26 protein-coding genes are annotated in these 22,159 nt (G+C 40.3%); 8 read left to right on the forward strand and 18 right to left on the reverse strand.

Annotated features, from left to right (window positions below; translation table 11 throughout):
* Positions 1-33 precede the first annotated feature (33 nt).
* The 6 genes from oxyR to DK428_RS04535 all read left to right on the forward strand — a co-directional run bounded on the left by oxyR (position 34) and on the right by DK428_RS04535 (position 4,852).
* Positions 34-930: a DNA-binding transcriptional regulator OxyR gene (gene oxyR, locus DK428_RS04510; protein ID WP_109064882.1), complete on the forward strand. Its 897-nt coding sequence runs from the start codon at positions 34-36 to the stop codon at positions 928-930.
* An 11-nt stretch (positions 931-941) separates the two neighbouring features.
* Positions 942-1,562 carry an HTH-type transcriptional repressor FabR gene (gene fabR, locus DK428_RS04515; RefSeq protein WP_050692845.1) on the forward strand — a complete coding sequence of 207 codons (621 nt, stop codon included), beginning with the start codon at positions 942-944 and terminating at the stop codon, positions 1,560-1,562.
* Entirely contained in the window at positions 1,558-2,058 is a 501-nt protein-coding gene (locus DK428_RS04520) for a protein disulfide oxidoreductase (protein WP_109064945.1), read from the forward strand. The genes fabR and DK428_RS04520 overlap by 5 nt, the downstream gene beginning before the upstream one ends.
* A 165-nt stretch (positions 2,059-2,223) precedes the next feature.
* On the forward strand, positions 2,224-3,147 hold the full coding sequence (gene rfaD / locus DK428_RS04525; RefSeq protein ID WP_109064883.1) for an ADP-glyceromanno-heptose 6-epimerase: 924 nt from the start codon (positions 2,224-2,226) through the stop codon (positions 3,145-3,147).
* An 84-nt stretch (positions 3,148-3,231) separates the two neighbouring features.
* Positions 3,232-4,290, forward strand: coding sequence for a lipopolysaccharide heptosyltransferase II (gene waaF / locus DK428_RS04530; RefSeq protein ID WP_109064884.1), 1,059 nt, complete (start codon positions 3,232-3,234; stop codon positions 4,288-4,290).
* A gap of 1 nt (position 4,291) precedes the next feature.
* Complete coding sequence (locus DK428_RS04535) at positions 4,292-4,852, forward strand: hypothetical protein (RefSeq protein WP_109064885.1); 561 nt, start codon at positions 4,292-4,294, stop codon at positions 4,850-4,852.
* A 123-nt stretch (positions 4,853-4,975) separates the two neighbouring features.
* Here the strand turns inward: DK428_RS04535 and DK428_RS04540 are convergent, their stop codons facing one another.
* The 13 genes from DK428_RS04540 to zapB form a co-directional block, all read right to left on the reverse strand.
* A complete protein-coding gene (locus tag DK428_RS04540; RefSeq protein WP_109064886.1) occupies positions 4,976-5,404 on the reverse strand; it encodes a F0F1 ATP synthase subunit epsilon in 429 nt (142 codons plus the stop codon).
* A 41-nt stretch (positions 5,405-5,445) separates the two neighbouring features.
* Positions 5,446-6,819: a F0F1 ATP synthase subunit beta gene (gene atpD / locus DK428_RS04545; protein WP_006719891.1), complete on the reverse strand. Its 1,374-nt coding sequence runs from the start codon at positions 6,817-6,819 to the stop codon at positions 5,446-5,448.
* A 16-nt stretch (positions 6,820-6,835) separates the two neighbouring features.
* Complete coding sequence (gene atpG / locus DK428_RS04550) at positions 6,836-7,705, reverse strand: F0F1 ATP synthase subunit gamma (RefSeq protein WP_109064887.1); 870 nt, start codon at positions 7,703-7,705, stop codon at positions 6,836-6,838.
* Between the two features lie 15 nt (positions 7,706-7,720).
* A complete protein-coding gene (gene atpA, locus DK428_RS04555; protein WP_109064888.1) occupies positions 7,721-9,262 on the reverse strand; it encodes a F0F1 ATP synthase subunit alpha in 1,542 nt (513 codons plus the stop codon).
* Positions 9,263-9,274: 12 nt separating this feature from the next.
* On the reverse strand, positions 9,275-9,823 hold the full coding sequence (atpH, locus tag DK428_RS04560) for a F0F1 ATP synthase subunit delta (RefSeq protein ID WP_109064889.1): 549 nt from the start codon (positions 9,821-9,823) through the stop codon (positions 9,275-9,277).
* Positions 9,824-9,836: 13 nt separating this feature from the next.
* Positions 9,837-10,307, reverse strand: a complete 471-nt coding sequence (gene atpF, locus DK428_RS04565; RefSeq protein WP_050692832.1) for a F0F1 ATP synthase subunit B — start codon at positions 10,305-10,307, stop codon at positions 9,837-9,839.
* A gap of 49 nt (positions 10,308-10,356) precedes the next feature.
* A complete protein-coding gene (atpE, locus tag DK428_RS04570; RefSeq protein WP_005702422.1) occupies positions 10,357-10,611 on the reverse strand; it encodes a F0F1 ATP synthase subunit C in 255 nt (84 codons plus the stop codon).
* 50 nt (positions 10,612-10,661) lie between these two features.
* Positions 10,662-11,450 carry a F0F1 ATP synthase subunit A gene (gene atpB / locus DK428_RS04575; protein WP_109064890.1) on the reverse strand — a complete coding sequence of 263 codons (789 nt, stop codon included), beginning with the start codon at positions 11,448-11,450 and terminating at the stop codon, positions 10,662-10,664.
* A 30-nt stretch (positions 11,451-11,480) separates the two neighbouring features.
* Entirely contained in the window at positions 11,481-11,855 is a 375-nt protein-coding gene (locus DK428_RS04580) for an ATP synthase subunit I (RefSeq protein ID WP_109064891.1), read from the reverse strand.
* Between the two features lie 128 nt (positions 11,856-11,983).
* Positions 11,984-12,616 carry a 16S rRNA (guanine(527)-N(7))-methyltransferase RsmG gene (gene rsmG, locus DK428_RS04585; RefSeq protein ID WP_109064892.1) on the reverse strand — a complete coding sequence of 211 codons (633 nt, stop codon included), beginning with the start codon at positions 12,614-12,616 and terminating at the stop codon, positions 11,984-11,986.
* The gene (gene mnmG / locus DK428_RS04590) at positions 12,616-14,505 is read right to left on the reverse strand and encodes a tRNA uridine-5-carboxymethylaminomethyl(34) synthesis enzyme MnmG (protein ID WP_109064893.1); all 1,890 of its coding nucleotides are present in this window, start codon (positions 14,503-14,505) and stop codon (positions 12,616-12,618) included. Before mnmG ends, rsmG begins: the two co-directional genes overlap by 1 nt.
* Positions 14,506-14,976: 471 nt before the next feature.
* Positions 14,977-15,420 carry an FMN-binding protein MioC gene (mioC, locus tag DK428_RS04595; RefSeq protein ID WP_109064894.1) on the reverse strand — a complete coding sequence of 148 codons (444 nt, stop codon included), beginning with the start codon at positions 15,418-15,420 and terminating at the stop codon, positions 14,977-14,979.
* Between the two features lie 56 nt (positions 15,421-15,476).
* The gene (gene zapB, locus DK428_RS04600) at positions 15,477-15,695 is read right to left on the reverse strand and encodes a cell division protein ZapB (RefSeq protein WP_109064895.1); all 219 of its coding nucleotides are present in this window, start codon (positions 15,693-15,695) and stop codon (positions 15,477-15,479) included.
* 198 nt (positions 15,696-15,893) lie between these two features.
* Here zapB and glpX point away from each other — a divergent pair, with 198 nt between their 5' ends.
* Positions 15,894-16,907, forward strand: coding sequence for a class II fructose-bisphosphatase (gene glpX, locus DK428_RS04605; RefSeq protein ID WP_109064896.1), 1,014 nt, complete (start codon positions 15,894-15,896; stop codon positions 16,905-16,907).
* A 46-nt stretch (positions 16,908-16,953) separates the two neighbouring features.
* Here glpX and DK428_RS04610 read toward each other — a convergent pair whose 3' ends face one another.
* The 5 genes from DK428_RS04610 to DK428_RS04630 all read right to left on the reverse strand — a co-directional run bounded on the left by DK428_RS04610 (position 16,954) and on the right by DK428_RS04630 (position 20,345).
* On the reverse strand, positions 16,954-17,367 hold the full coding sequence (locus DK428_RS04610; protein WP_109064897.1) for a hypothetical protein: 414 nt from the start codon (positions 17,365-17,367) through the stop codon (positions 16,954-16,956).
* A gap of 121 nt (positions 17,368-17,488) precedes the next feature.
* The gene (cysE, locus tag DK428_RS04615) at positions 17,489-18,286 is read right to left on the reverse strand and encodes a serine O-acetyltransferase (protein ID WP_109064898.1); all 798 of its coding nucleotides are present in this window, start codon (positions 18,284-18,286) and stop codon (positions 17,489-17,491) included.
* A 3-nt stretch (positions 18,287-18,289) separates the two neighbouring features.
* Entirely contained in the window at positions 18,290-19,303 is a 1,014-nt protein-coding gene (gene gpsA, locus DK428_RS04620) for an NAD(P)H-dependent glycerol-3-phosphate dehydrogenase (protein WP_109064899.1), read from the reverse strand.
* Positions 19,304-19,386: 83 nt separating this feature from the next.
* A complete protein-coding gene (gene secB / locus DK428_RS04625; protein ID WP_109064900.1) occupies positions 19,387-19,890 on the reverse strand; it encodes a protein-export chaperone SecB in 504 nt (167 codons plus the stop codon).
* 14 nt (positions 19,891-19,904) lie between these two features.
* Positions 19,905-20,345 carry a rhodanese-like domain-containing protein gene (locus tag DK428_RS04630; RefSeq protein ID WP_109064901.1) on the reverse strand — a complete coding sequence of 147 codons (441 nt, stop codon included), beginning with the start codon at positions 20,343-20,345 and terminating at the stop codon, positions 19,905-19,907.
* 322 nt (positions 20,346-20,667) lie between these two features.
* Here DK428_RS04630 and DK428_RS04635 point away from each other — a divergent pair, with 322 nt between their 5' ends.
* A complete protein-coding gene (locus DK428_RS04635) occupies positions 20,668-21,990 on the forward strand; it encodes an anaerobic C4-dicarboxylate transporter (RefSeq protein WP_109064902.1) in 1,323 nt (440 codons plus the stop codon).
* The last annotated feature ends 169 nt before the right edge of the window (positions 21,991-22,159 follow it).

Raw genomic sequence — 22,159 nt, forward strand, 5'->3', positions numbered from 1 at the left:
CCTTTTAATTGTTACTTTCTATAATGAGGACCTATGAATATTCGCGATTTAGAATACCTTGTGGCACTTGCCGAACACAAGCATTTTCGTCGTGCGGCAGACTCTTGTCATGTGAGCCAACCCACATTAAGCGGACAAATTCGTAAGCTGGAAGACGAACTCGGCATTATTTTATTGGAACGCACCAGCCGTAAGGTGTTGTTCACCCAATCGGGTTTATTGTTGGTCAATCAAGCCAAAACCATATTGCGTGAAGTAAAATTATTAAAAGAAATGGCGAGTAATCAAGGCAAAGAAATGACCGGCCCACTACATATCGGCGTCATCCCAACGATAGGGCCTTATTTAATGCCCCATATTGTGCCTGCGCTACAACAAGCCTTTCCTGAATTGGAATTATTCCTGTACGAAGCACAAACCCACCAATTATTGGAACAGCTTGAAACCGGTCGCCTAGACTGCGCTATTGTTGCTTCCGTACGTGAAACAGAACCTTTCATCGAGGTGCCGTTATTTACTGAAAAAATGTTACTGGCCATTTCTGAACAACACCCTTGGGCAACAGAAAGCACTATGTCGATGTCTATGCTAAAAGATCGTGAAATGTTAATGCTGGATGATGGCCACTGCTTGCGTAACCAAGCCCTTGGTTATTGCTTTACTGCCGGTGCAAAAGAAAATTCCCACTTCCAGGCTACAAGCTTAGAAACCTTGCGTAACATGGTGGCCGCCAATGCAGGCATGACATTAATGCCGCAATTGGCAGTATTAAGTGAAGGGGCCCGTGGCGGCGTAAAATATTTACCATGCCATTCGCCGGAACCTTCTCGTGATGTCATTTTAGTCTATCGTCCCGGTTCTCCGCTCCGCGCCCGTTATGAGCGCATTGCAGATGCCGTCGCTAATTCGGTTAAATCTATTTTATCTTAACGGAGCACTCCATGGTCGGTATTCGCGCGCAACAAAAAGAAAAAACCCGTCGCGCATTAATTGATGCGGCTTTTAACCAACTCACGGCGGAAAAAAGTTTTTCCAATCTAAGTTTAAGGGAAGTCTCCCGTGAAGCCGGTATTGCGCCGACCTCGTTTTATCGGCATTTCCGAGATATGGACGAATTGGGCTTAACGATGGTGGACGAAGCGGGCTTAACTCTTCGGCAGCTCATGCGCCAGGCGCGCAAACGCATTGCCAACGGTGGTAGCGTGATTGTAATTTCAGTGGAAACTTTCTTTGAATTTATTAATAACAGCCCAAACGTATTCCGCCTGTTATTACGGGAAAGTTCCGGTACCTCGCAAGCCTTCCGTACCGCCGCCGCACGGGAAATTAAACATTTTACCGATGAACTTTCGGAATATATTGCACGTAAAAACAATTACTCCCAATACATCGCTTATGTGCAGGCAGAAGGCATGGTGACCATTGTATTTACCGCCGGTGCCAACGCACTAGACATGAGCAAAACAGAACGGGAACAACTAAAAGAGCGGTTAATTTTACAGTTAAGAATGTTAGCCAAAGGTACCAAACACGAAGCCAGAGATCGACGTGAAATCGATTAATTACAAAAAATTACTAAAAAACGCCGTTTCCTTATTGCTCACCTTTGTGATCATGAGCAGTATTTTGGATTTTATTCGCAAACCGACCGTGCCGGATAACATCAACACCACGGCATTATACGATTTGCAGGGCAATCCGTTTTTTCTGCCGCAACTGGCGCAAGACAAGCCGACCCTCCTTTATTTTTGGGGAACTTGGTGCGGTTATTGCCGCTACACTTCGCCGGCAATAAATGATCTGGCAAAAGAAGGCTATCCTGTCGTTTCCGTTGCATTGCGTTCAGGTTCCACGCAGGAGGTAGCAGATTATCTGGCGGAGCATCAATATGGTTTTACTACGGTCAACGACCCGCAGGGTGAGTTGGCGAATCAATGGGAAGTAGGCGTTACGCCAACCATCATCATCTTGCATAATGGCAAAATGGACTTGGCGACAACGGGGTGGACAAGCTATTGGGGCTTAAAAGTGCGGTTATTTTTGGCAACGTTTTTATAACCAAGAAAACGTCTTTAAAACGCACCGCACATTTTGATTGTCGGCTTTTCCGACAGCCCCAAAGAGGTAAGTAATCAAACCGGGCTTGATTGTGAATACTTTTACCTCGACAGGCAAATCTATTACAATGAATCACAATTTTTTATTTAGTAAAAGGACAGAACTATGATTATCGTAACAGGCGGCGCAGGCTTTATCGGCAGCAACATCGTCAAAGCATTAAATGACATGGGTCGCAAAGACATTTTAGTGGTAGATAATTTAAAAGACGGTACAAAATTCATTAACTTAGTGGATCTTGATATTGCCGATTATTGCGACAAAGAAGATTTCATCGCCTCTATTATCGCCGGTGATGATTTAGGTGACATCGATGCCGTTTTCCATGAAGGTGCATGTTCCGCCACCACCGAATGGGACGGTAAATACATCATGCATAACAACTACGAATATTCTAAAGAGTTGTTGCATTACTGCTTAGATCGCCAAATTCCGTTCCTCTACGCGTCCAGTGCCGCCACTTACGGCGACAAAACCGAATTCCGTGAAGAACGTGAATTTGAAGGTCCGTTGAACGTGTATGGCTACTCCAAATTCTTATTCGACCAATATGTGCGCGCGATTTTACCTGAAGCCCAATCACCGGTGTGCGGCTTCCGTTATTTCAACGTGTACGGCCCACGTGAAGGCCACAAAGGTTCCATGGCAAGCGTAGCCTTCCATTTAAACAACCAAATACTGAAAGGTGAAAATCCAAAATTATTTGCCGGCAGTGAGAACTTCCGCCGTGATTTCGTCTATGTGGGCGATGTTGCTGCCGTGAACATTTGGTGTTGGCAAAATGGCATTTCCGGTATTTTCAACTGTGGTACCGGAAACGCGGAATCTTTTGCTGAAGTAGCGAAAGCGGTGATTAAATTCCACGGCAAAGGCGAAGTAGAAACTATCCCATTCCCGGAACATTTAAAATCCCGCTATCAAGAATACACGCAAGCGGATTTAACCAAACTCCGCGCTACCGGCTACGACAAATCGTTTAAAACCGTGGCAGAAGGCGTAGCGGAATATATGGCGTGGTTGAATAAATAATTACACCTTGCTATTCAAAACAAAAATAAAGTGCGGTTAAAATTCATTACGTTTTTTAACCGCACTTTTAGCATAAGGCAAAACATGAATATCCTAATTATCGGCCCCTCTTGGGTCGGCGATATGATGATGTCGCACAGTTTATATCAACAACTTAAAATTCAATATCCAACTTGCCAAATTGATGTGATGGCACCGAATTGGTGTAAGCCGTTGCTGGCACGCATGCCGGAAGTGCGTAACGCTATTGAAATGCCGCTCGGGCACGGCAAATTTGCGCTGTGTGAACGTTATCGTTTAGGCAAAACGTTACGTCATCAGTATGACATGGCGATTGTTTTGCCTAACTCTTTAAAATCCACGTTTATCCCTTTATTTGCGAAAATTGCCGTGCGTCGTGGTTGGAAAGGGGAGAGTCGTTATTTTTTACTCAATGACTTACGTAACAACAAACGGGATTACCCGATGATGGTGCAGCGTTATGTGGCATTGGCGTTTGAGAAAGATGCGGTGCCGAAGGCGGCAGATATTCCCGTTTTAAAACCTTACTTAACCGTTGAGCCAACCCAACAGGCAGAAACCTTAAAAACATTTGAAAAACAGACCGCACTTTTAGGCAATCGCCCGATTATTGGATTTTGTCCGGGCGCAGAATTTGGCCCAGCAAAACGTTGGCCGCATTATCATTACGCCAAACTGGCGGAAATGCTGATTGAAAAAGGCTATGCGGTGGAATTATTTGGTTCGCCGAAAGACGTAGAAGCCGGCGAACAAATTCGTAACGCATTGCCTACCGAGCTACAACCGTTTTGTTTGAATTTAGCGGGACAAACAAATTTAAATCAGGCGGTGGATTTAATTGCTCACTGCACAGCGATCGTGAGTAACGACAGTGGTTTAATGCACATTGCCGCCGCCACCGATCGTCCATTGGTGGCGCTTTACGGCCCAACCAGCCCAACGTATACGCCGCCACTGTCAGATAAAGCCGAAATCATCCGTTTAATTGAAGGCGATTTGATTAAAGTGCGTAAAAGCACCGACAGTGCAGAAGGATATCATCAAAGTTTGATCGATATTACACCGGAAAAAGTATTGGAAAAATTGACCGCACTTTTAAGTGACAACAAAATGGGAATATAAAATGGAAATTACATATCAACCTGTATTAGATAAAAGTTATTCTAAAGTAGCTAGGAAAGTAAGTCGTGATATTTATAAACATAATAAATTTCGTAAGATAATGCATATTGGTGATTTCCTATTGTATTTATTATTTCTGATTCCAAGCTGTTTTATTGCCTTTGTAATGATGGATTGGGCTGAATATTTTTATGGTTATTATGAAAATATTTTGGCTTGTTATGTGGGATATATATTACTTGTCATTTCTCTATTAGCATTTATATATGCAGTTTTAATTCGACCTTATTTAAATAATCGAGCAATTCAAAGCCAAGTATTTAATAGAATAGAGCAAGAAAAGACAACCGTACGTATTCAAGACGATGGGCTGTATATTGGAATAAACACCTGCCAAACTTTGTATAATTATCAGTGTATTCATCACATTGAAAATAAATATGGCTACTTAATAATTCGAATTAGTACCGGTTTATTTTTAGCCATACCAGACCATGTTTTTAGCGATTCTACACAACGTGATGAATTTAAAGCATTATTGGAAAGCAAGATAGCTCATTAACAGAAATAAATTAGGCACCAACCGGTGCCTATTTTTATAGAAAGTGGAATATAAAAAACCTTCACCTTAATAACCAGAAAGTTTCTGAGATTAAGGTGCAGATTAAAAGTGCGGTCAAAAAAATTAGCGTTTTGATTTCACTAGTTTTTCTGTAAGTTCGTAAGCACGAAGTTTTGCCAATTCTTTAGAAAGTTTAGACATTAATAATTCATAATCAGCATCATGGTGATGTTGACGAATATTTTCTTCCGCTCGTTTCTTAGCAGCAAGAATTCTCTCGCTATCAAGCTCTTGACCACGAATTGCTACATCAGCAAGAACAGTAACAATCGTTGGTTGAACTTCTAAAAAACCACCAGAAACATAGATAACTTGTTCGCTATCATTTTCTAAAGTAAATTTAACAATACCTGGCTTGATTGCCGTCAATAAAGGGGTGTGCCCTGGTAAAACACCGAGTTCACCCTCAATACCTGTTGCTTGAACACTTTTCACATTACCGGAAAAGATTTTTTGTTCTGCACTTACGACTGTTAAATTAAATGTTGCCATGTTTTTCTCCTTCAAGTTTGATATGCATCAGCTTGAAGTGATTACATATTTTTGGCTTTTTCTAGCGCTTCGTCGATTGAACCAACCATGTAGAACGCTTGTTCCGGAACATGATCGTATTCGCCGTTTAAAATACCTTTAAAGCCACGAATGGTTTCTTTTAACGGAACGTATTTACCTGGTGTGCCGTTAAATACTTCAGCAACGAAGAACGGTTGTGATAAGAAACGCTCGATCTTACGCGCACGCGCTACAACCAATTTATCTTCTTCAGATAATTCATCCATACCAAGAATCGCAATAATATCTTTCAATTCTTTATAACGTTGCAAGATACCTTGTACGCCACGAGCAACATCATAATGCTCTTGACCAACAACTAACGGGTCTAATTGACGAGATGTAGAATCTAATGGGTCAACCGCAGGATAAATACCTAAAGACGCAATTTGACGGCTCAATACAACGGTTGAGTCTAAGTGAGCAAAGGTTGTTGCCGGAGATGGGTCAGTCAAGTCATCCGCAGGCACGTAAACCGCTTGTACGGACGTGATAGAACCTGTTTTAGTTGAAGTAATACGCTCTTGTAATACACCCATTTCCTCAGCAAGGGTCGGTTGGTAACCTACCGCTGATGGCATACGACCTAAAAGCGCAGATACCTCAGTACCAGCAAGAGTATAACGATAGATATTATCCACGAAGAATAATACATCACGACCTTCATCACGGAATTTTTCCGCCATGGTTAAACCGGTTAACGCAACACGTAAACGGTTACCCGGTGGCTCATTCATTTGACCGTAAACCAAAGATACTTTATCCAATACATTGGAATCTTTCATTTCGTGGTAGAAGTCGTTACCTTCACGGGTACGCTCACCTACACCGGCAAATACGGAGTAACCTGAGTGCTCAATCGCAATATTACGGATTAACTCCATCATATTGACGGTTTTACCTACACCTGCACCACCGAATAAACCAACTTTACCACCCTTCGCGAATGGACAAATTAAGTCGATAACTTTGATACCGGTTTCTAATAATTCGGTGCTGTTGGACTGTTCTTCATAACTTGGTGCAGAACGGTGAATAGACCAACGTTCTTCTTCACCAATCGGACCTTGTTCATCAATTGGGTCACCCAACACATTCATAATTCGACCAAGGGTTTTCGTTCCTACCGGTACTTGAATCGGGTCATTTGTGTTTTCTACTTTCAAACCACGTTTCAAACCGTCGGAAGCACCTAATGCGATACAACGTACCACACCGCCACCTAATTGTTGTTGAACTTCAAGGGTCAAACCTGTTTCAACATTTAATGCATCATAAACTTTTGGTACTGCATCTTGTGGAAATTCGACGTCAATCACCGCACCGATGATTTGTACAATTTTACCTGTCGCCATTACCGTTCCTCTTCTATTAAATCGCAGCCGCACCGGCAACGATTTCATTTAATTCATTTGTGATACTTGCTTGACGAGCTTTGTTATACACCAACCGCAGATCATTAATTAAATTGCCTGCGTTATCTGTTGCTGCTTTCATCGCTACCATTCGAGCCGCTTGTTCTGAAGCTAAATTATCTACAACCGCTTGATAAACTTGAGATTCTAAATAACGAACTAAAAGGCTGTCTAATAACACTTTTGGTTCAGGTTCGTAAATATAATCCCATGCCTGTTGTCTTTCGATTAAGTGATCGTTTTCCATTTCCGGTAAAGGAACTAATTGCTGTACAACCGATTTTTGCGACATCGTATTAATGAATTTATTGTATGCAATATAAATTGCATCAATTTCTCCATTACGATAAGCATCAAACATGGTATTTGCTACACCAATTAATTCTTCTAAAGAAGGGTTATCGCCCAAACCGGAAAGTTGGCTTTTTACTTTAAAACCAAGGGAACGGAAAAAACTAATCCCTTTAGAACCAATCAAGCCAAGCTCAGTCGTCGCATTTTGTGATTTCCAATCTTTAATTTGGTTAAGTGTGGTTTTAAACAAATTCACGTTTAAACCACCACACATTCCACGATCAGTAGAAATAACTAAAATACCAACTTTTTTTACTTCCCGTTCAACTAAGAACGGGTGTTTATAACCGATACTTGCTTTAGACACATGACTGATAACACTACGGATAGTTTCAGAATACGGACGAGATGCCGCCATACGGTCCTGCGTTTTACGCATTTTCGAGGTTGCAACCATTTCCATTGCCTTAGTAATTTTCTGCGTACTTTGTACGCTGGCAATTTTGGTTTTTATCTCTTTTGCACCTGCCATCTTATTTCTCCGTTACTACCAAGCACTATTAGCTTTGAAACTATCTAAAATACCTTTTAATGTATCTTTGATTTCATCATTATAGTTACCGGTTTTAGTAAGCTCTTGCATAAACTCGGCATAATTACGATTTGCATAATCTAGAATTGCGGTTTCAAAACTTGCAATTTTAGATAATTCAACATCGTCTAAATAACCAAATTCAACCGCAAATAACACTACTGCTTGTTCAGCAACAGAAAGCGGAGAAAATTGTTTTTGTTTCAACAACTCGGTTACTTTTTCACCGTGAGAAAGTTGTTTACGAGTTGCATCATCAAGATCTGAAGCAAACTGAGCAAATGCCGCTAATTCACGATATTGTGCAAGTGCAGTACGAATACCACCCGCAAGTTTCTTAATAACTTTAGTTTGCGCAGAACCACCCACACGAGAAACAGAAATACCTGGGTTCACCGCAGGACGAATACCTGAGTTAAACAAGTTAGATTCTAAGAAAATCTGACCATCGGTAATAGAAATTACGTTAGTAGGAACGAATGCAGAAACGTCACCCGCTTGAGTTTCAATAATTGGAAGAGCAGTTAAAGAACCTGTTTTTCCTTTTACTTCACCTTTGGTGAATTTTTCTACGTATTCTTCATTTACACGAGAAGCACGTTCAAGCAAACGTGAGTGTAAGTAGAACACGTCACCAGGATATGCTTCACGACCTGGCGGACGACGTAATAATAAGGAAATTTGACGATAAGCAACCGCTTGTTTAGAAAGATCATCATAAACGATTAATGCATCTTCTCCACGATCACGGAAATATTCACCCATTGCACAACCGGCATAAGGCGCTAAATATTGCAATGCTGCAGATTCAGACGCAGACGCAGCAACCACAATAGTATTAGCTAATGCACCATGTTCTTCTAATTTACGTACCACGTTAGCAATTGTTGATGCTTTTTGACCAATAGCAACATAGATACATTTAATAGCTGAGTTACGTTGGTTAATGATAGCATCAATCGCTAATGCTGTTTTACCGGTTTGACGGTCACCGATAATCAATTCACGTTGACCACGACCGATTGGTACCATGGAGTCAACCGCTTTATAACCGGTTTGTACAGGTTGATCAACGGATTTACGTTCAATTACACCTGGAGCGATAACTTCAACCGGAGAGAAACCGTCATTTTCAATTTCACCTTTACCATCAATTGGTTGACCAAGCGTGTTTACAACACGACCTAATAAACCTCGACCAACCGGTACTTCAAGAATACGGCCAGTACATTGAACTTCCATTCCTTCAGCAAGATCTGCATAAGGTCCCATTACCACAGCACCAACAGAATCTCTTTCTAAGTTTAATGCCATCGCGTAACGATTACCCGGAAGAGCAATCATCTCCCCTTGCATTACTTCGCTTAACCCATGAATACGAATAATACCATCGCTTACAGAAACGATTGTACCCGTATTACGCGCTTCACTTTCTACATTAAACTGGGCAATGCGTTTTTTTATTAATTCACTAATTTCAGTTGAATTTAGTTGCATTTTCTAATCCTCTTATAATTGCAACTCATTTGCTAAACGGGCAAGTTGTCCACGACTACTTCCGTCAATCACAAAATCTTCTGTACGAATGATAACGCCGGCAATCAGCGTCTTATCAACGTTGCAATTTAACTTAACTTTCTGAGCTAATCTTTTTTCCATTGCGGCAGCAATTTTTTCTTGTTGCGCGACACTTAATGGTTGAGCCGAAGTGACTTGAACTTCCGTAATAGCCTGATGTTCTTCAACATAGCGTTGAAACTCTTTTAAAACTGCCGGAAGCACAGTTAAACGCTTATTTTCAGCCATTAACCGAACTAAGTTTTGCCCATATTGATCTAATTGTTCGCCACAAATTGAAATCACCGTGTCTGCTAATTTTTGTGCGGAAAATGATCCTGTTAAGAAAGCCTGCATGGTTTCGTTTTTTACCACTTCAGCAAGAAAACCCAACATTTTATTCCATTTTTCCACCGCACTTTTATCAGATGAACTCTGTTCTACGGCAAAATCAAATGCTGCTTTAGCATAAGGGCGAGCTATGGTAGTTAATTCTGACATAAGCTCAACCTTCTTATAGTTCTGCAACTAGTTTATCTATGATGTCATTGTTGGCTGCTTCATCCACAGTACGCCCAACAATTTTTTCTGCGCCGGCAATCGCTAAAGAGGCGACTTTCACACGTAATTCTTCTTGAACGCGTTTACGCTCGGCTTCCACTTCGGCATAACCTTGCTCAATAATTTTCGCTTTTAGCTCTTCTGCTTCTATCTTCACTTCGTCTAGCACTTCATTACGACGTCTATTGGCAGCATCTAAAATTTCTTGTGCTTTAATTTTAGCGTTAGAAATTTCTTGCTCAGCAAGCGCTTTGTTATCCGCTTGCTCTTTTTTAGCTTCTTCTGCCGAAGCTAAAGCGTTCGCAATTTGGCTTTGACGTGTTTCAATCGCATTAATAATTGGTGGCCAAACAAATTTCATGCAGAACCACACGAAAATTGCAAATGCAATAAGTTGACCAATCAATGTTGCATTTAAATTCACAACGTCCTCCTTACTATGCTTGTTTTACGTTGATAAGCAAATAAGGCAATTATTGTAATAAGCCGATGAATGGGTTTGCGAAAATGAAAAGTAATGAAATACCAACAGCAATCATTGCAATCGCATCCAATAAACCCGCCACGATAAACATTTTAGTTAGCAAGCTGGATGCAAGTTCCGGTTGACGAGCTGACGATTCTAAGAATTTACCGCCTAAGATAGCAAAGCCGATAGCAGTACCTAATGCAGCAAATGCAAGAAGAATTGATGCACCAATGATAGTTGCTGTAATTACAGTTTCCATAATGTTCTCCAATAGAAGTTAAGTTTAGCCCTAGAGCCGGTTAATAAAAATTAGTGTTCTGCTTTGTTATAAGCAATACTTAAGTAAACCACCGTCAACATCATAAAGATGAATGCTTGTAACGTAATAACCAAAATATGGAAAATAGCCCAAGCGAGGTGTAACGGGATTCCCAATGCCGCAATCGCCATATTGGCAGAATACATCACAGCGATAAGAATAAAGATTAATTCCCCTGCATACATGTTACCGAACAAACGGAAAGCAAGAGAAATCGGTTTTGCCAACAAGGTCACGGTTTCAAGAATAAAGTTTACCGGAATAAACGCCCAATGATTGAAAGGATGGAGCGTATATTCTTTCACCAAACCACCAAAACCTTTTGATTTAACCGTATAGAAAATAATGAGGAAGAAGACGCAGATTGACATACCTAGGGTCGCACTAATATCTGCGGTTGGTACGGCTCTTAAATAATGAATACCAAAGAGACCGGCAAATTGAGGAAGAAAATCAACTGGGATTAAGTCGATGGCATTCATGATGAACACCCAACAGAAGATGGTTAACGCGATAGGTGCCACCACGTTACGCGGGCCATGAAAGTTTTCTTTTACAATACCATTTACCCAATCAACCACAATTTCAACAAAACATTGCAGTTTACCCGGTACACCCGGCGTTGCTTTTTTCGCAACACGAGAAAAAACAAAAAGGAAAATAATGGCTGAGAGAATTGAGAAAAAGAGCGTATCAACGTGAATATTCCAGAAACCATCACCTGTTTTAAGAAACGATAAATGGTGACTAATATATTCTGAAGTAGTGAGTTCAGACATAGTTAACCCTTTAAAAAAATAGAAAAAAAATTAAGACCTGTTTAGCAAAAATGGAACCAAATTATTCAACACTAATGCCATAAAAAAACCTGTAAAAAACAAAAAAAACTGACTCACGCCTAACCACTTGAAAGATACCACAATAAAAAGAATTGTTAGTATAAACTTTATCGCTTCACCACGATAAAGTGCGGTCAGTTTTGTTGATAAATTCTGTTTACGATAAAAAATAAGGTAAATAAATGCACAAAAAGGCAAAAAAGCACTAAAAAATCCAAGACAAAAATCAACCGCACTTTTCCATTGCCAAATGGACATTAACGCACCAAAAATGAGGATAAATCCCATTTCAAGCAATATAGCTTTTTGATAACGTTTTTTAGCTTGCGTTAGAACCTGAGACATTACTTTATTTTTAAAACACAAAAAACGTTTTAATTATACCTTTGCAGAAAACAGTTTCAACTTAAAAAAACATAAAAAATGTTAAATAAATTACACTTTTAAAAAAATGTTTAACAAAAATGTAAACTTTATTTCAAAATGACCAAATGCCGTTCCCCAACAAGCTCGGGAACATTAAGTTTTATAACCTCTTTTATGGCGAATTTACTGTCTAATTCTTGTACTTCTTCATCACGAAAAAGCCCTTTTAGCGCATAAAATAGTCCGTTTTCCGTAGGCAAATGACTGCACCAATCTGTCATATCTTTAAGAGAAGCAAAAGCTCGACTTAACACGCCATCAAATTGATGATCGGGTTGATATTCTTCCACCCGCTTAAGTACCGGTTCTACATTAGTTAGTCCTAGCTCACGCACCGCATGTCGAATAAAACTAATGCGCTTACCGAGACTATCTAGCAGTACAAAATGTTTATCCGGATTAATAATGGCTAATGGCAAGCCCGGTAAGCCCGGACCTGTACCCACATCAATAAAACGATCACCTTGTAAATAAGGGCTAACCACAATACTGTCTAAAATATGTTTAACCAACATTTCCTGTGGATCACGCACAGAAGTCAGGTTATATGCTTTATTCCATTTATTGAGCAATGAAACTAACTTAACTAATTGTTGTTGCTGTTGTTCTGTAACAGAAAGTGCGGTCTGTTTTAATAATGTTTTTAGTTTATCTGCCAGCTGCATATCAAGGTTAGCCATTATTCACCCCGCTTTAACATGCCTTGTTTTTTTAAGTTTACTAAAATAATGGAAATGGCTGCCGGCGTAATACCGGAAATACGACTGGCTTGTCCGATAGATACCGGACGATGTTGTTCCAGTTTGATACGAACTTCGTTAGATAATCCCGCAACTTTGGAATAATCAAAATGTGGCGGAATTGCCGTATTTTCATGGCGTTTTTGCTTTTCGATTTCTTCTTGCTGATGTTCGATGTAACCTTGATATTTAATGGCAATTTCCACTTGTTCAATAGCTTCTTTATCGGCCATCGGCGGTTGAAACGGCGTAAGTGCGGTCAAAATTTGATAATTTATTTCCGGACGACGCAATAAATCTTCACCACTGGCTTCACGCACTAACGGACTGCCCAATACTTGGTTGGCTTCTTCTAAATGTTCTGAACGCGGATGTAACCAAATACTGCGCAAACGCTGACGTTCTTGTTCAATATTTTCCATTTTCTGATTGAAACGTGCCCAGCGTGCTTCATCAATTAACCCTAATTCATGGGCAATCGGTGTCAAACGAATGTCGGCATTATCTTCACGCAATAACAAACGATATTCAGCTCGGGACGTGAATACGCGATAAGGTTCTTTGGTGCCAAGCGTGCAAAGATCATCCACCAATACGCCCATGTAAGCCTGATCACGACGTGGGAACCAAGCCTCTTTTTCTTGCACATAAAGACCGGCGTTAATTCCCGCTAACAAACCTTGAGAGGCGGCCTCTTCATAACCAGTAGTACCGTTAATTTGACCGGCAAAGAATAAACCTTGAATGGATTTGGTTTCTAACGTTGGTTTTAAATCGCGCGGATCAAAATAATCATATTCGATAGCGTAGCCCGGTTTGATAATACGGGCATTTTCCAAACCTTTCATGGAATTAACGATTCCCATTTGCACGTCAAATGGTAGGCTGGTAGAAATTCCATTCGGGTAAATTTCATTTGTGGTTAAGCCTTCCGGTTCCAAATAAATTTGATGAGAATTGCGATCGGCGAAACGCATCACTTTATCTTCAATGGACGGGCAATAACGTGGACCGATCCCTTCGATCACTCCCGTGTACATTGGGCTACGATCTAAATTATTACGGATCACTTCATGGGTTTTTTCATTGGTATGCGTAATAAAACAAGGAATTTGACGAGGATGCTGATCAACCGATCCCATGAAAGAAAATACCGGCAACTCTGCATCGCCATGCTGTTCGGCAAGCACGGAAAAATCAATAGTGCGTGCATCAATGCGTGGCGGCGTACCGGTTTTTAAGCGATCCACCCGTAAGTTCAAATCGCGTAAACGTTGCGCTAACGTAATGGAAGCAGGATCACCGGCGCGTCCACCGATGTAATTTTCTAAACCAATGTGGATCTTGCCGTCTAAAAATGTACCTGCAGTTAAAATCACCGATTTCGCATGAAATTTCAGCCCCATTTTCGTCACGACACCAGTAGCACGATCCTGCTCAATTAAAATATCGCTGACTTCTTGTTGGAAAATATCTAAATTCGGTTGATTTTCAAGGGCAATGCGAACTGCCTGACGATATAACACACGGTCTGCTTGCGCACGGGTAGCCCGTACGGCCGGGCCTTTGCTACTGTTTAAGGTACGAAATTGAATACCGGCCTGATCCGCAGCTGTCGCCATTAAACCGCCCATGGCATCAATTTCTCTAACCAAATGGCCTTTTCCTATCCCACCAATTGCAGGATTACAAGACATTTGTCCTAACGTATCCACATTATGTGTAAGTAACAGGGTTTTTAATCCCATACGGGCAGGCGCAAGCGCAGCTTCGGTTCCTGCATGGCCGCCACCAATGACAATGACGTCATAAGTATCCATATAAAACATAATAATATTTATCTCTGATGTACTGATCTAATGCAAAAGAGATCCCTTGATCCCTTAAAAAAAATTGCTTGCTATTTTACTGAAAAACGAAGGGGCTTGAAAGATAAGATTGTGAGAATTGATGGCAAGGATCAATGTGAAGGATCCCTGTTTAATAAGTTATAAGATCTTTATATATAAATAAGTTTATTATTACTATTATTAAGATCCTGTTTTATTCTGAATAAGATCCTTTTTTATAATGAAATGAAAGAGATAGATTATAGATCAAACTGTTAAGATCTTACCGATCCTATACCTTAATTCCTGTGTATAACTTCGTTAGTTATCCACATAATAGCAATATATCAAAGTTGTTATAGTGATAAAAACAGATTTTTAACAGTTTTTATCTAAAGTTATACACAGGAATAAATTGATAAGTTTGATTAAATTTTCATCGTAAAAAAGGTTTTTATTAAGAAGATGGGACTAAATTTTTTGTATGAAGGCGGGTAACCAATCTTCTGCACATTGATCATGGTCGGTGTCATTTAACACATCAATGCGTAAAGCATCGGCAATTTTGACCGCACTTTTGGCTTGTAATGTTTCTTCCACGGTATCCACGGCAAAACAGAATGTGTCGTAATCGGAATTTCCTAAACCTATCACGGCAAATCTTAAATCTGAAAGATCCATATTGTTGTCTTTCAGCATTTCAAATAACGGTTTTAAATTATCCGGTAATTCCCCTGCGCCATGGGTGGAGGTGACAACTAACCATAATTTTTCGTTGATAACATCGTCTAATGCCGGACCATGATGTAATTCGGTAGAAAAGCCTTGTTGTTGTAATACGCTTTCTAAGTGTTCGGCAACATATTCGGCACTGCCTAAGGTGCTACCTGTAATTAGGCAAATTTTAGGTTGCATTTTTTCTCCTAAAAAGAAGGCTTAGATTAACTAAGCCTTTGTTTAATAATATGTAATTAGATGCTATCGGTGATGCCTAAAAGTGAACGTAAACGCTCCTGGATATTTTGGTGTTCACCTCTTAATTGTTCGTTTTCACCGCGTAATGCATCATTTTCTTGTTGTGCTCTGCCGTTTTTATCTCTTAATTCATCCACTTCCAATTGAAGGAGTTGAATGGTCTCAACAGCTTGTTTAATCTTGTGTTCTAACTGATCTAAAACTTCTAATGACATAGTGATTTCCTCTAAAACAAATGGATAAAAGTGTGGGTTATTCTACATAGTTAATCCGCTTTGTTAAAGTAAAGAATCAAATTATCTGTGAATTCGTGATTGTTGGTTAAAAATTTCTTTGTGTTTTTTCTATAGCAAACGTTTGCTTAGTGATAGAATAAGCCGATTTTTTTACTTCTCATTTTTAAGGATTATGCCATGAACAGATCATTAGCCATTGAATTTTCAAGAGTAACCGAAGTTGCTGCCCTTGCCGGGTTTGCTTGGTTGGGACGTGGGGATAAAAATTCGGCTGATGATGCTGCCGTGAAAGCCATGCGTTATATGCTAAATTTGATTCATATGGATGCAGAAATCGTGATTGGCGAAGGCGAAATTGACCAAGCGCCGATGTTATATATTGGCGAAAAACTAGGTTCAGGTATGGGGGAATTAGTATCTATTGCCGTGGATCCCATTGATGGTACGCGTATGACGGCAATGGGACAAGCCAATGCCATTTCCGTATTGGCGGCGGGTGGTAAAAATACCTTTTTGAAAGCGCCGGACATGTATATGGAAAAATTGGTGGTTGGTCCGGAGGCAAAAGGTATTGTTGATTTGAATTTGCCACTTGAACAAAATTTGCGCCGCGTCGCCTCGAAGTTAGGCAAACTGTTATCCGATTTAACGGTGATGATTTTAGATAAACCCCGTCATGAAGCGGTGATTGAAAAAATGCACGAGTTAGGCGTGCGGGTGTTTACCATTTCTGATGGTGATATAGCGGCCTCTGTGTTATGTTGCTTGCCGGAAGCGGAAATTGACATGGTTTATGGCATTGGCGGTGCGCCGGAAGGGGTTGTGGCGGCAGCGGCTATTCGTGCCTTAGGTGGTGATATGCAATCCCGTCTATTACTGCGAGATCAGGTAAAAGGCGATACGCCGGAAAATAATGTGTTGGCCGCAGAAGAAATTCGCCGTTGTGCAGACATGGGTGTGGAAGTGAATACCGTATTACAATTAGAACAGTTGGTGCGGGATGACAATTTGGTGTTTGCCGCCACCGGGATTACTAACGGTGATTTATTAAAAGGTGTTCACCGTAAAGGCAATTTAGCTACCACGGAAACCTTATTAATTCGTGGAAAATCCAGAACCATTCGTCGCATTCAATCTACCCATTATTTAGACCGAAAAGACACCGCACTTTCCCGTTTAATTAAAGCTTAAGTCCAAAAATAAAGCCGGTTATGTAAACCGGCTTATTTATATATGATTATTCAACGACGTTAATAATAAATCTTTTCTTAAATAATTTTGGCGAATACGACATATTACCGTAAATTCCCCATTGAACATCCACAGAAATATCACCTTTAACCGTAGGTTTTCCGCTAATGATTACCTGATTTTTAGTTTCACCGCGATTTTCGGTTAGCTGATAATCTGCCTTGATTCCACTGTTTGTCGTGTTAATGTTAACCCGCACAGAGGTTTCGATGGCTTTGCCATTGGCTAATTTGTCTAAATCTATCACATAGCCATATTCTTGGTTCAATTTAATTTCACCGAGAGATTCATCAGCTAACTTATTTACGTTATTCCCGCAAGCTGCCAGAAATAATAGACCAATAAGAAAAATACCGAGTTTTTTGATGGTTAGAAATAAATAATTTAATGTGAGTATCATAGTTTATCCGTTTTAAAATTGGTGTTAGGCTGTAAAAATAACAAAAAAACTAACCGCACTTTAAAACAGCAATATAAAGTGCGGTCGGTTTTTATGATGTTTTTTTATTTAATGATAGAGGCTAGATATTTAATTCCATGCCAAGATCAATAAAGTTTTGGTTCATGTCGAATGCCGGTTTGGCATCTCTGTCTTTACCGATAATGCGTGCAGGCACCCCGGCGGCGGTGGCGTATTCAGGAACCGGTTGTAACACCACCGAATTGGCGCCTATTTTAGCATATTTACCCACCTCAATGTTACCTAAAATTTTCGCACCGGCACCAATCATGACGCCTTCACGTACTTTAGGGTGGCGATCGCCGCATTCTTTGCCTGTACCGCCGAGAGTAACGCCTTGTAAAATCGACACATTATTTTCAATCACCGAGGTTTCACCCACTACAATACCGGTGGCATGGTCAAACATGATGCCGTGCCCAATGTTGGCGGCGGGGTGAATATCGACATCAAAAGCGACGGAAATTTGGTTTTGTAGGTAAATAGCCAAAGCTTTGCGATTTTGTTGCCATAAATAATGGGTGATTCGGTAGCTTTGCAAAGCGTGAAAGCCTTTTAAATATAGCAATGGTGTGGAGAGTAATTCTACTGCCGGATCCCGTTGACGTACGGCCGAAATATCGTACGCGGCACATTCGATAATACTTGGTTTTGCCAAATAAGTTTCTTCGATAATTTCACGTAAGGCAATGGCCGGCATAATGGTGTTAGCTAATTTATTGGCTAAAATATAGCTTAGTGCACTGCCTAAATCATGATGTTTTAAAATGGTCGAATGGAAAAAACTGGCAAGCATAGGTTCGTTATCTACCAATTTTTTCGCTTCTTGACGAATATTTTGCCAAACTTCTAACAACATGGATTATTCCTCTTTACGTTCTCTGCCTAATAAATTCACTGCAGCCTCTTTTGCATTTTTACCACAGAACAAGACTTGATAAATTTGTTCCGTAATAGGCATTTCAACACCATAACGCTGAGCTAATAAATGAGCTTCTTTGGTGTTGTAAAAACCTTCCACCACTTGTCCGATATTATCCATGGCAGTTTGGGCGGAAAAACCTTGTCCAAGCATAATACCGAAACGACGGTTACGAGATTGGTTATCAGTACAGGTAAGCACTAAATCGCCTAAACCCGACATGCCCATAAAGGTGTTAGGATTGGCGCCTGCGGCGATACCCAAACGGGATATTTCTGTAATACCACGAGTAATTAATGCTGTTCTGGCATTTGCACCAAATCCCATACCATCGGAAATCCCGGCACCAATAGCAATAACGTTTTTAATCGCTCCTCCCAGCTGCACACCGAGCATATCATCATTAATATAAACCCGAAAATGCTTACTGCAATGAATTCGTGCTTGAAATTCACGTGCAAATTCTTCGTTATCGGAGGCTAACGTAATGGCAGTAGGTAAACCGGAAGCCAATTCTTTGGCAAAGGTTGGGCCGGAAAGAACGGCCAACGGGTAAGTGTTGCCTAATGTTTCCTTAATCACCTCTTCCAGCAAGCGCCCGGTATTCCGTTCTAGCCCTTTGGTGGCCCAAACAATTCGACTATCGGGGCGTAAGTGCGGTCGAATTTGCGAGAGAATTTCACCGAAACAGTGGCTTGGCACAGCCAATAACAAATCCCGTGAGGCTTGAATTGCATTGCCCAAATCCGCTTCTATGTGTAATGCATCCGGGAAAATAATATCAGGTAAAAATTCCGCATTTTGTCGTTCGGCATTCAGTTTTTGCATTTTTTGCGGATTATGCCCCCAAAGATAAGTGGGGTGCCCATTGCGCGAAAATGTGATAGCCAAGGCAGTACCAAAAGAACCTGCGCCTAATACGGTGATGGAAGAATGGGTTAAGGTCGTATTCATCATTTACTCCTTGAATGGCGAAAAAGACGGTAACGAAAGGATAAAACCCGCTTTACGGTTTAATGTAAAGCGGGTTTTTGTGATTAATTAACACTTGGTTGTTCGGCAGATTCTTGCTCTTGTTGTTGGCGTTGTAAATATTCAACAAACAAAGCGTCAAAGTTTACCGGAGAAAGATTTAATGCCGGGAATGTACCGCGATTCACTAAGTTGGACACTAATTCACGTGCATACGGGAACAGCATATTTGGGCATTGTGATGTTAAGCAGTGCGCCATTTGCATATCGTCCAAACCGCTAATGGTGAACACACCCGCTTGTTTTACTTCACAAATGAAGGCCACATCATCGGAATCCTCCAAGGTGGTTTCCACGGAAATATTTAGGCAAACTTCGTATAAATCATCGGCTAATTTAACGGTTTCGGTAGATAAATCGAAAGCCAGTTTTGGTTTCCATTCCTGATTGAAAATATGGGGTAAATTCGGTGCTTCAAAAGAAACATCTTTAACATAGATGCGTTGAATTTGCAGTATCGCTTGAGTTTCTTGCTCTTCGCTAACAACGTCTTTATTTTCTTCGGTCATGTTTGAGTCCTTATTTATTTTCTAACTAAAGGTAAATTTGCTGCGCGCCAACCGGCAAGGCCTTCTTTTAAAGTATAAACGTGGTTGAAGCCTTGTTTTGCCAAAATCTCTGCCGAAGTGCCGGAAGTTGCACCGGTTGCGCAAACCAAAATAACGGGCGTTTCTTTGTGTTGTTCAATTTTACCGATATTGTGATTTTTAATTTCGGTAGGAAGGAGGTTTAGGCTGTTGATAATATGCCCTTTACCGAATTCATCGATAGAACGTAAGTCAATTACCACAGCATTTTGGTTATTCATTAAGGCAACGGCTTCAGCGTTATCAATAACTTTGGTTTTACTGGTTGCCGCTTTGATAAAGTGATAAATGACCATGATAAACACGGCTACCCAAGCAACGACAATTAGAGTATGATTTTTGGCAAACGTGATTGCCATCGGCATAAATTCTTCCATTTTTTTCTCAATGATTAGGTTTAAAAACAAGGCCCCAGTATAACTTTACTTTAGTTATTTATCAAAAATAATTGTTCTTGTAAAAATTATCAATTTTGTTTAAATAATAATCAATTATTTCTTTAAAATATGATATAGATCATAAATCGAACAGAACTTTAAATCTCTTACATACTCACTGCGACAACATTCCTATATAATTAGGTCGAATTTTGAATTACTAAACCCTAATTGCCTTGAAAAGGCATTTTTATCAAAATATCATTTAGTATAATATCTTATACATTACACAGATTTTGTTTTCATTCTCTAAGGAGGCAGTATGTCTGCTATGTTTTTACTTCAATTCGCCATCGTGTTGCTCTGTATTTTGGTAGGTGCACGTGTTGGCGGTATCGGTTTGGGTGTTTTTGGCGGCTTGGGGCTTGCTATCTTGTCTTTCGGTTTTGGTTTAAAACCGGCAGGCCTGCCAATTGACGTTATGTTTATGATTATGGCTGTGGTTTCCGCTGCAGCAGCAATGCAAGCGGCAGGCGGTTTAGATTATATGATCAAAATTGCTACCAATATTTTACGTCGTAATCCAAAACACATTACGTTTATTGCACCTGCAGTCACTTGGACTTTTACACTATTAGCCGGTACAGGCCACGTTGCATATTCTGTATTACCAGTCATTGCCGAAGTGAGCCGCCAAAATGGTGTTCGCCCTGAACGACCAATGTCTATGGCAGTTATTGCCTCTCAATTTGCTATTGTTGCCAGCCCGATTGCTGCAGCTGTAGTTGCAGTTGTGGCGTACCTTGAACCGCAAGGTATTCATTTAGGTGATGTGTTAATCGTCACGATTCCTTCCACTGTTCTTGGTATTTTCTGCGCGTGTTTATTTGTCAATAAAATGGGTAAGGAATTAAAAGATGATCCGGAATACCAACGTCGTTTAAACGATCCTAAATATGCCGAAGCCTTTAATTCAACTATTAGTGGGAAAGAACTTGAGATCAGCAAAACAGCAAAAATTTCTGTTTCTCTTTTCTTGTTTGGTGCATTGCTTGTTGTATTAATGGGAGCAATGCCTTCTCTTCGTCCGGTATTTGATGGCAAACCAATGGGTATGGCACATACCATTGAAATCATCATGCTATCTATCGGTGCGCTAATTATCTTAACCTGTAAACCGGATGGCACTGAAATTACCAAAGGTTCCGTATTCCACGCTGGTATGCGTGCGGTAATCGCTATTTTCGGTATCGCATGGTTAGGAGATACCTTAATGCAAGCTCACATTGAGGAAGTAAAAGGTTTAGTAAAAGGTTTAGTTGAAACTGCACCTTGGACATTTGCCTTCGCCTTGTTCGTGCTTTCTGTACTCGTAAACAGCCAAGGCGCTACCGTAGCGACATTGTTCCCATTGGGTATTGCTCTTGGTATTCCACCGGCTATCTTGATTGGTGTGTTTGTGGCAGTAAACGGTTATTTCTTTATTCCAAACTACGGTCCAATCATTGCATCACTTGACTTTGATACCACCGGTACTACCCGAATCGGTAAATACATTTTCAACCACAGTTTCATGCTACCAGGTTTATTAAGTATGGCATTCTGCTTAGGTTTTGGTCTGTTATTTGCCAATATCTTGCTATAAACCGATTTGAATTTTATATAAATAGCACCTTGAGAAAGGTGCTATTTTTTTGTTTTAAATTTAAACAGTAAACATAAAACAGTCTCATTTATTGAATAAAATTAATTATCATTTGTTATATAAATGTTATGATATAGCACTTTTCATTAAAGTAATTCTTAAGGACAAA

This window comes from Aggregatibacter kilianii (assembly GCF_003130255.1).
Lineage (GTDB): Bacteria > Pseudomonadota > Gammaproteobacteria > Enterobacterales > Pasteurellaceae > Aggregatibacter > Aggregatibacter kilianii.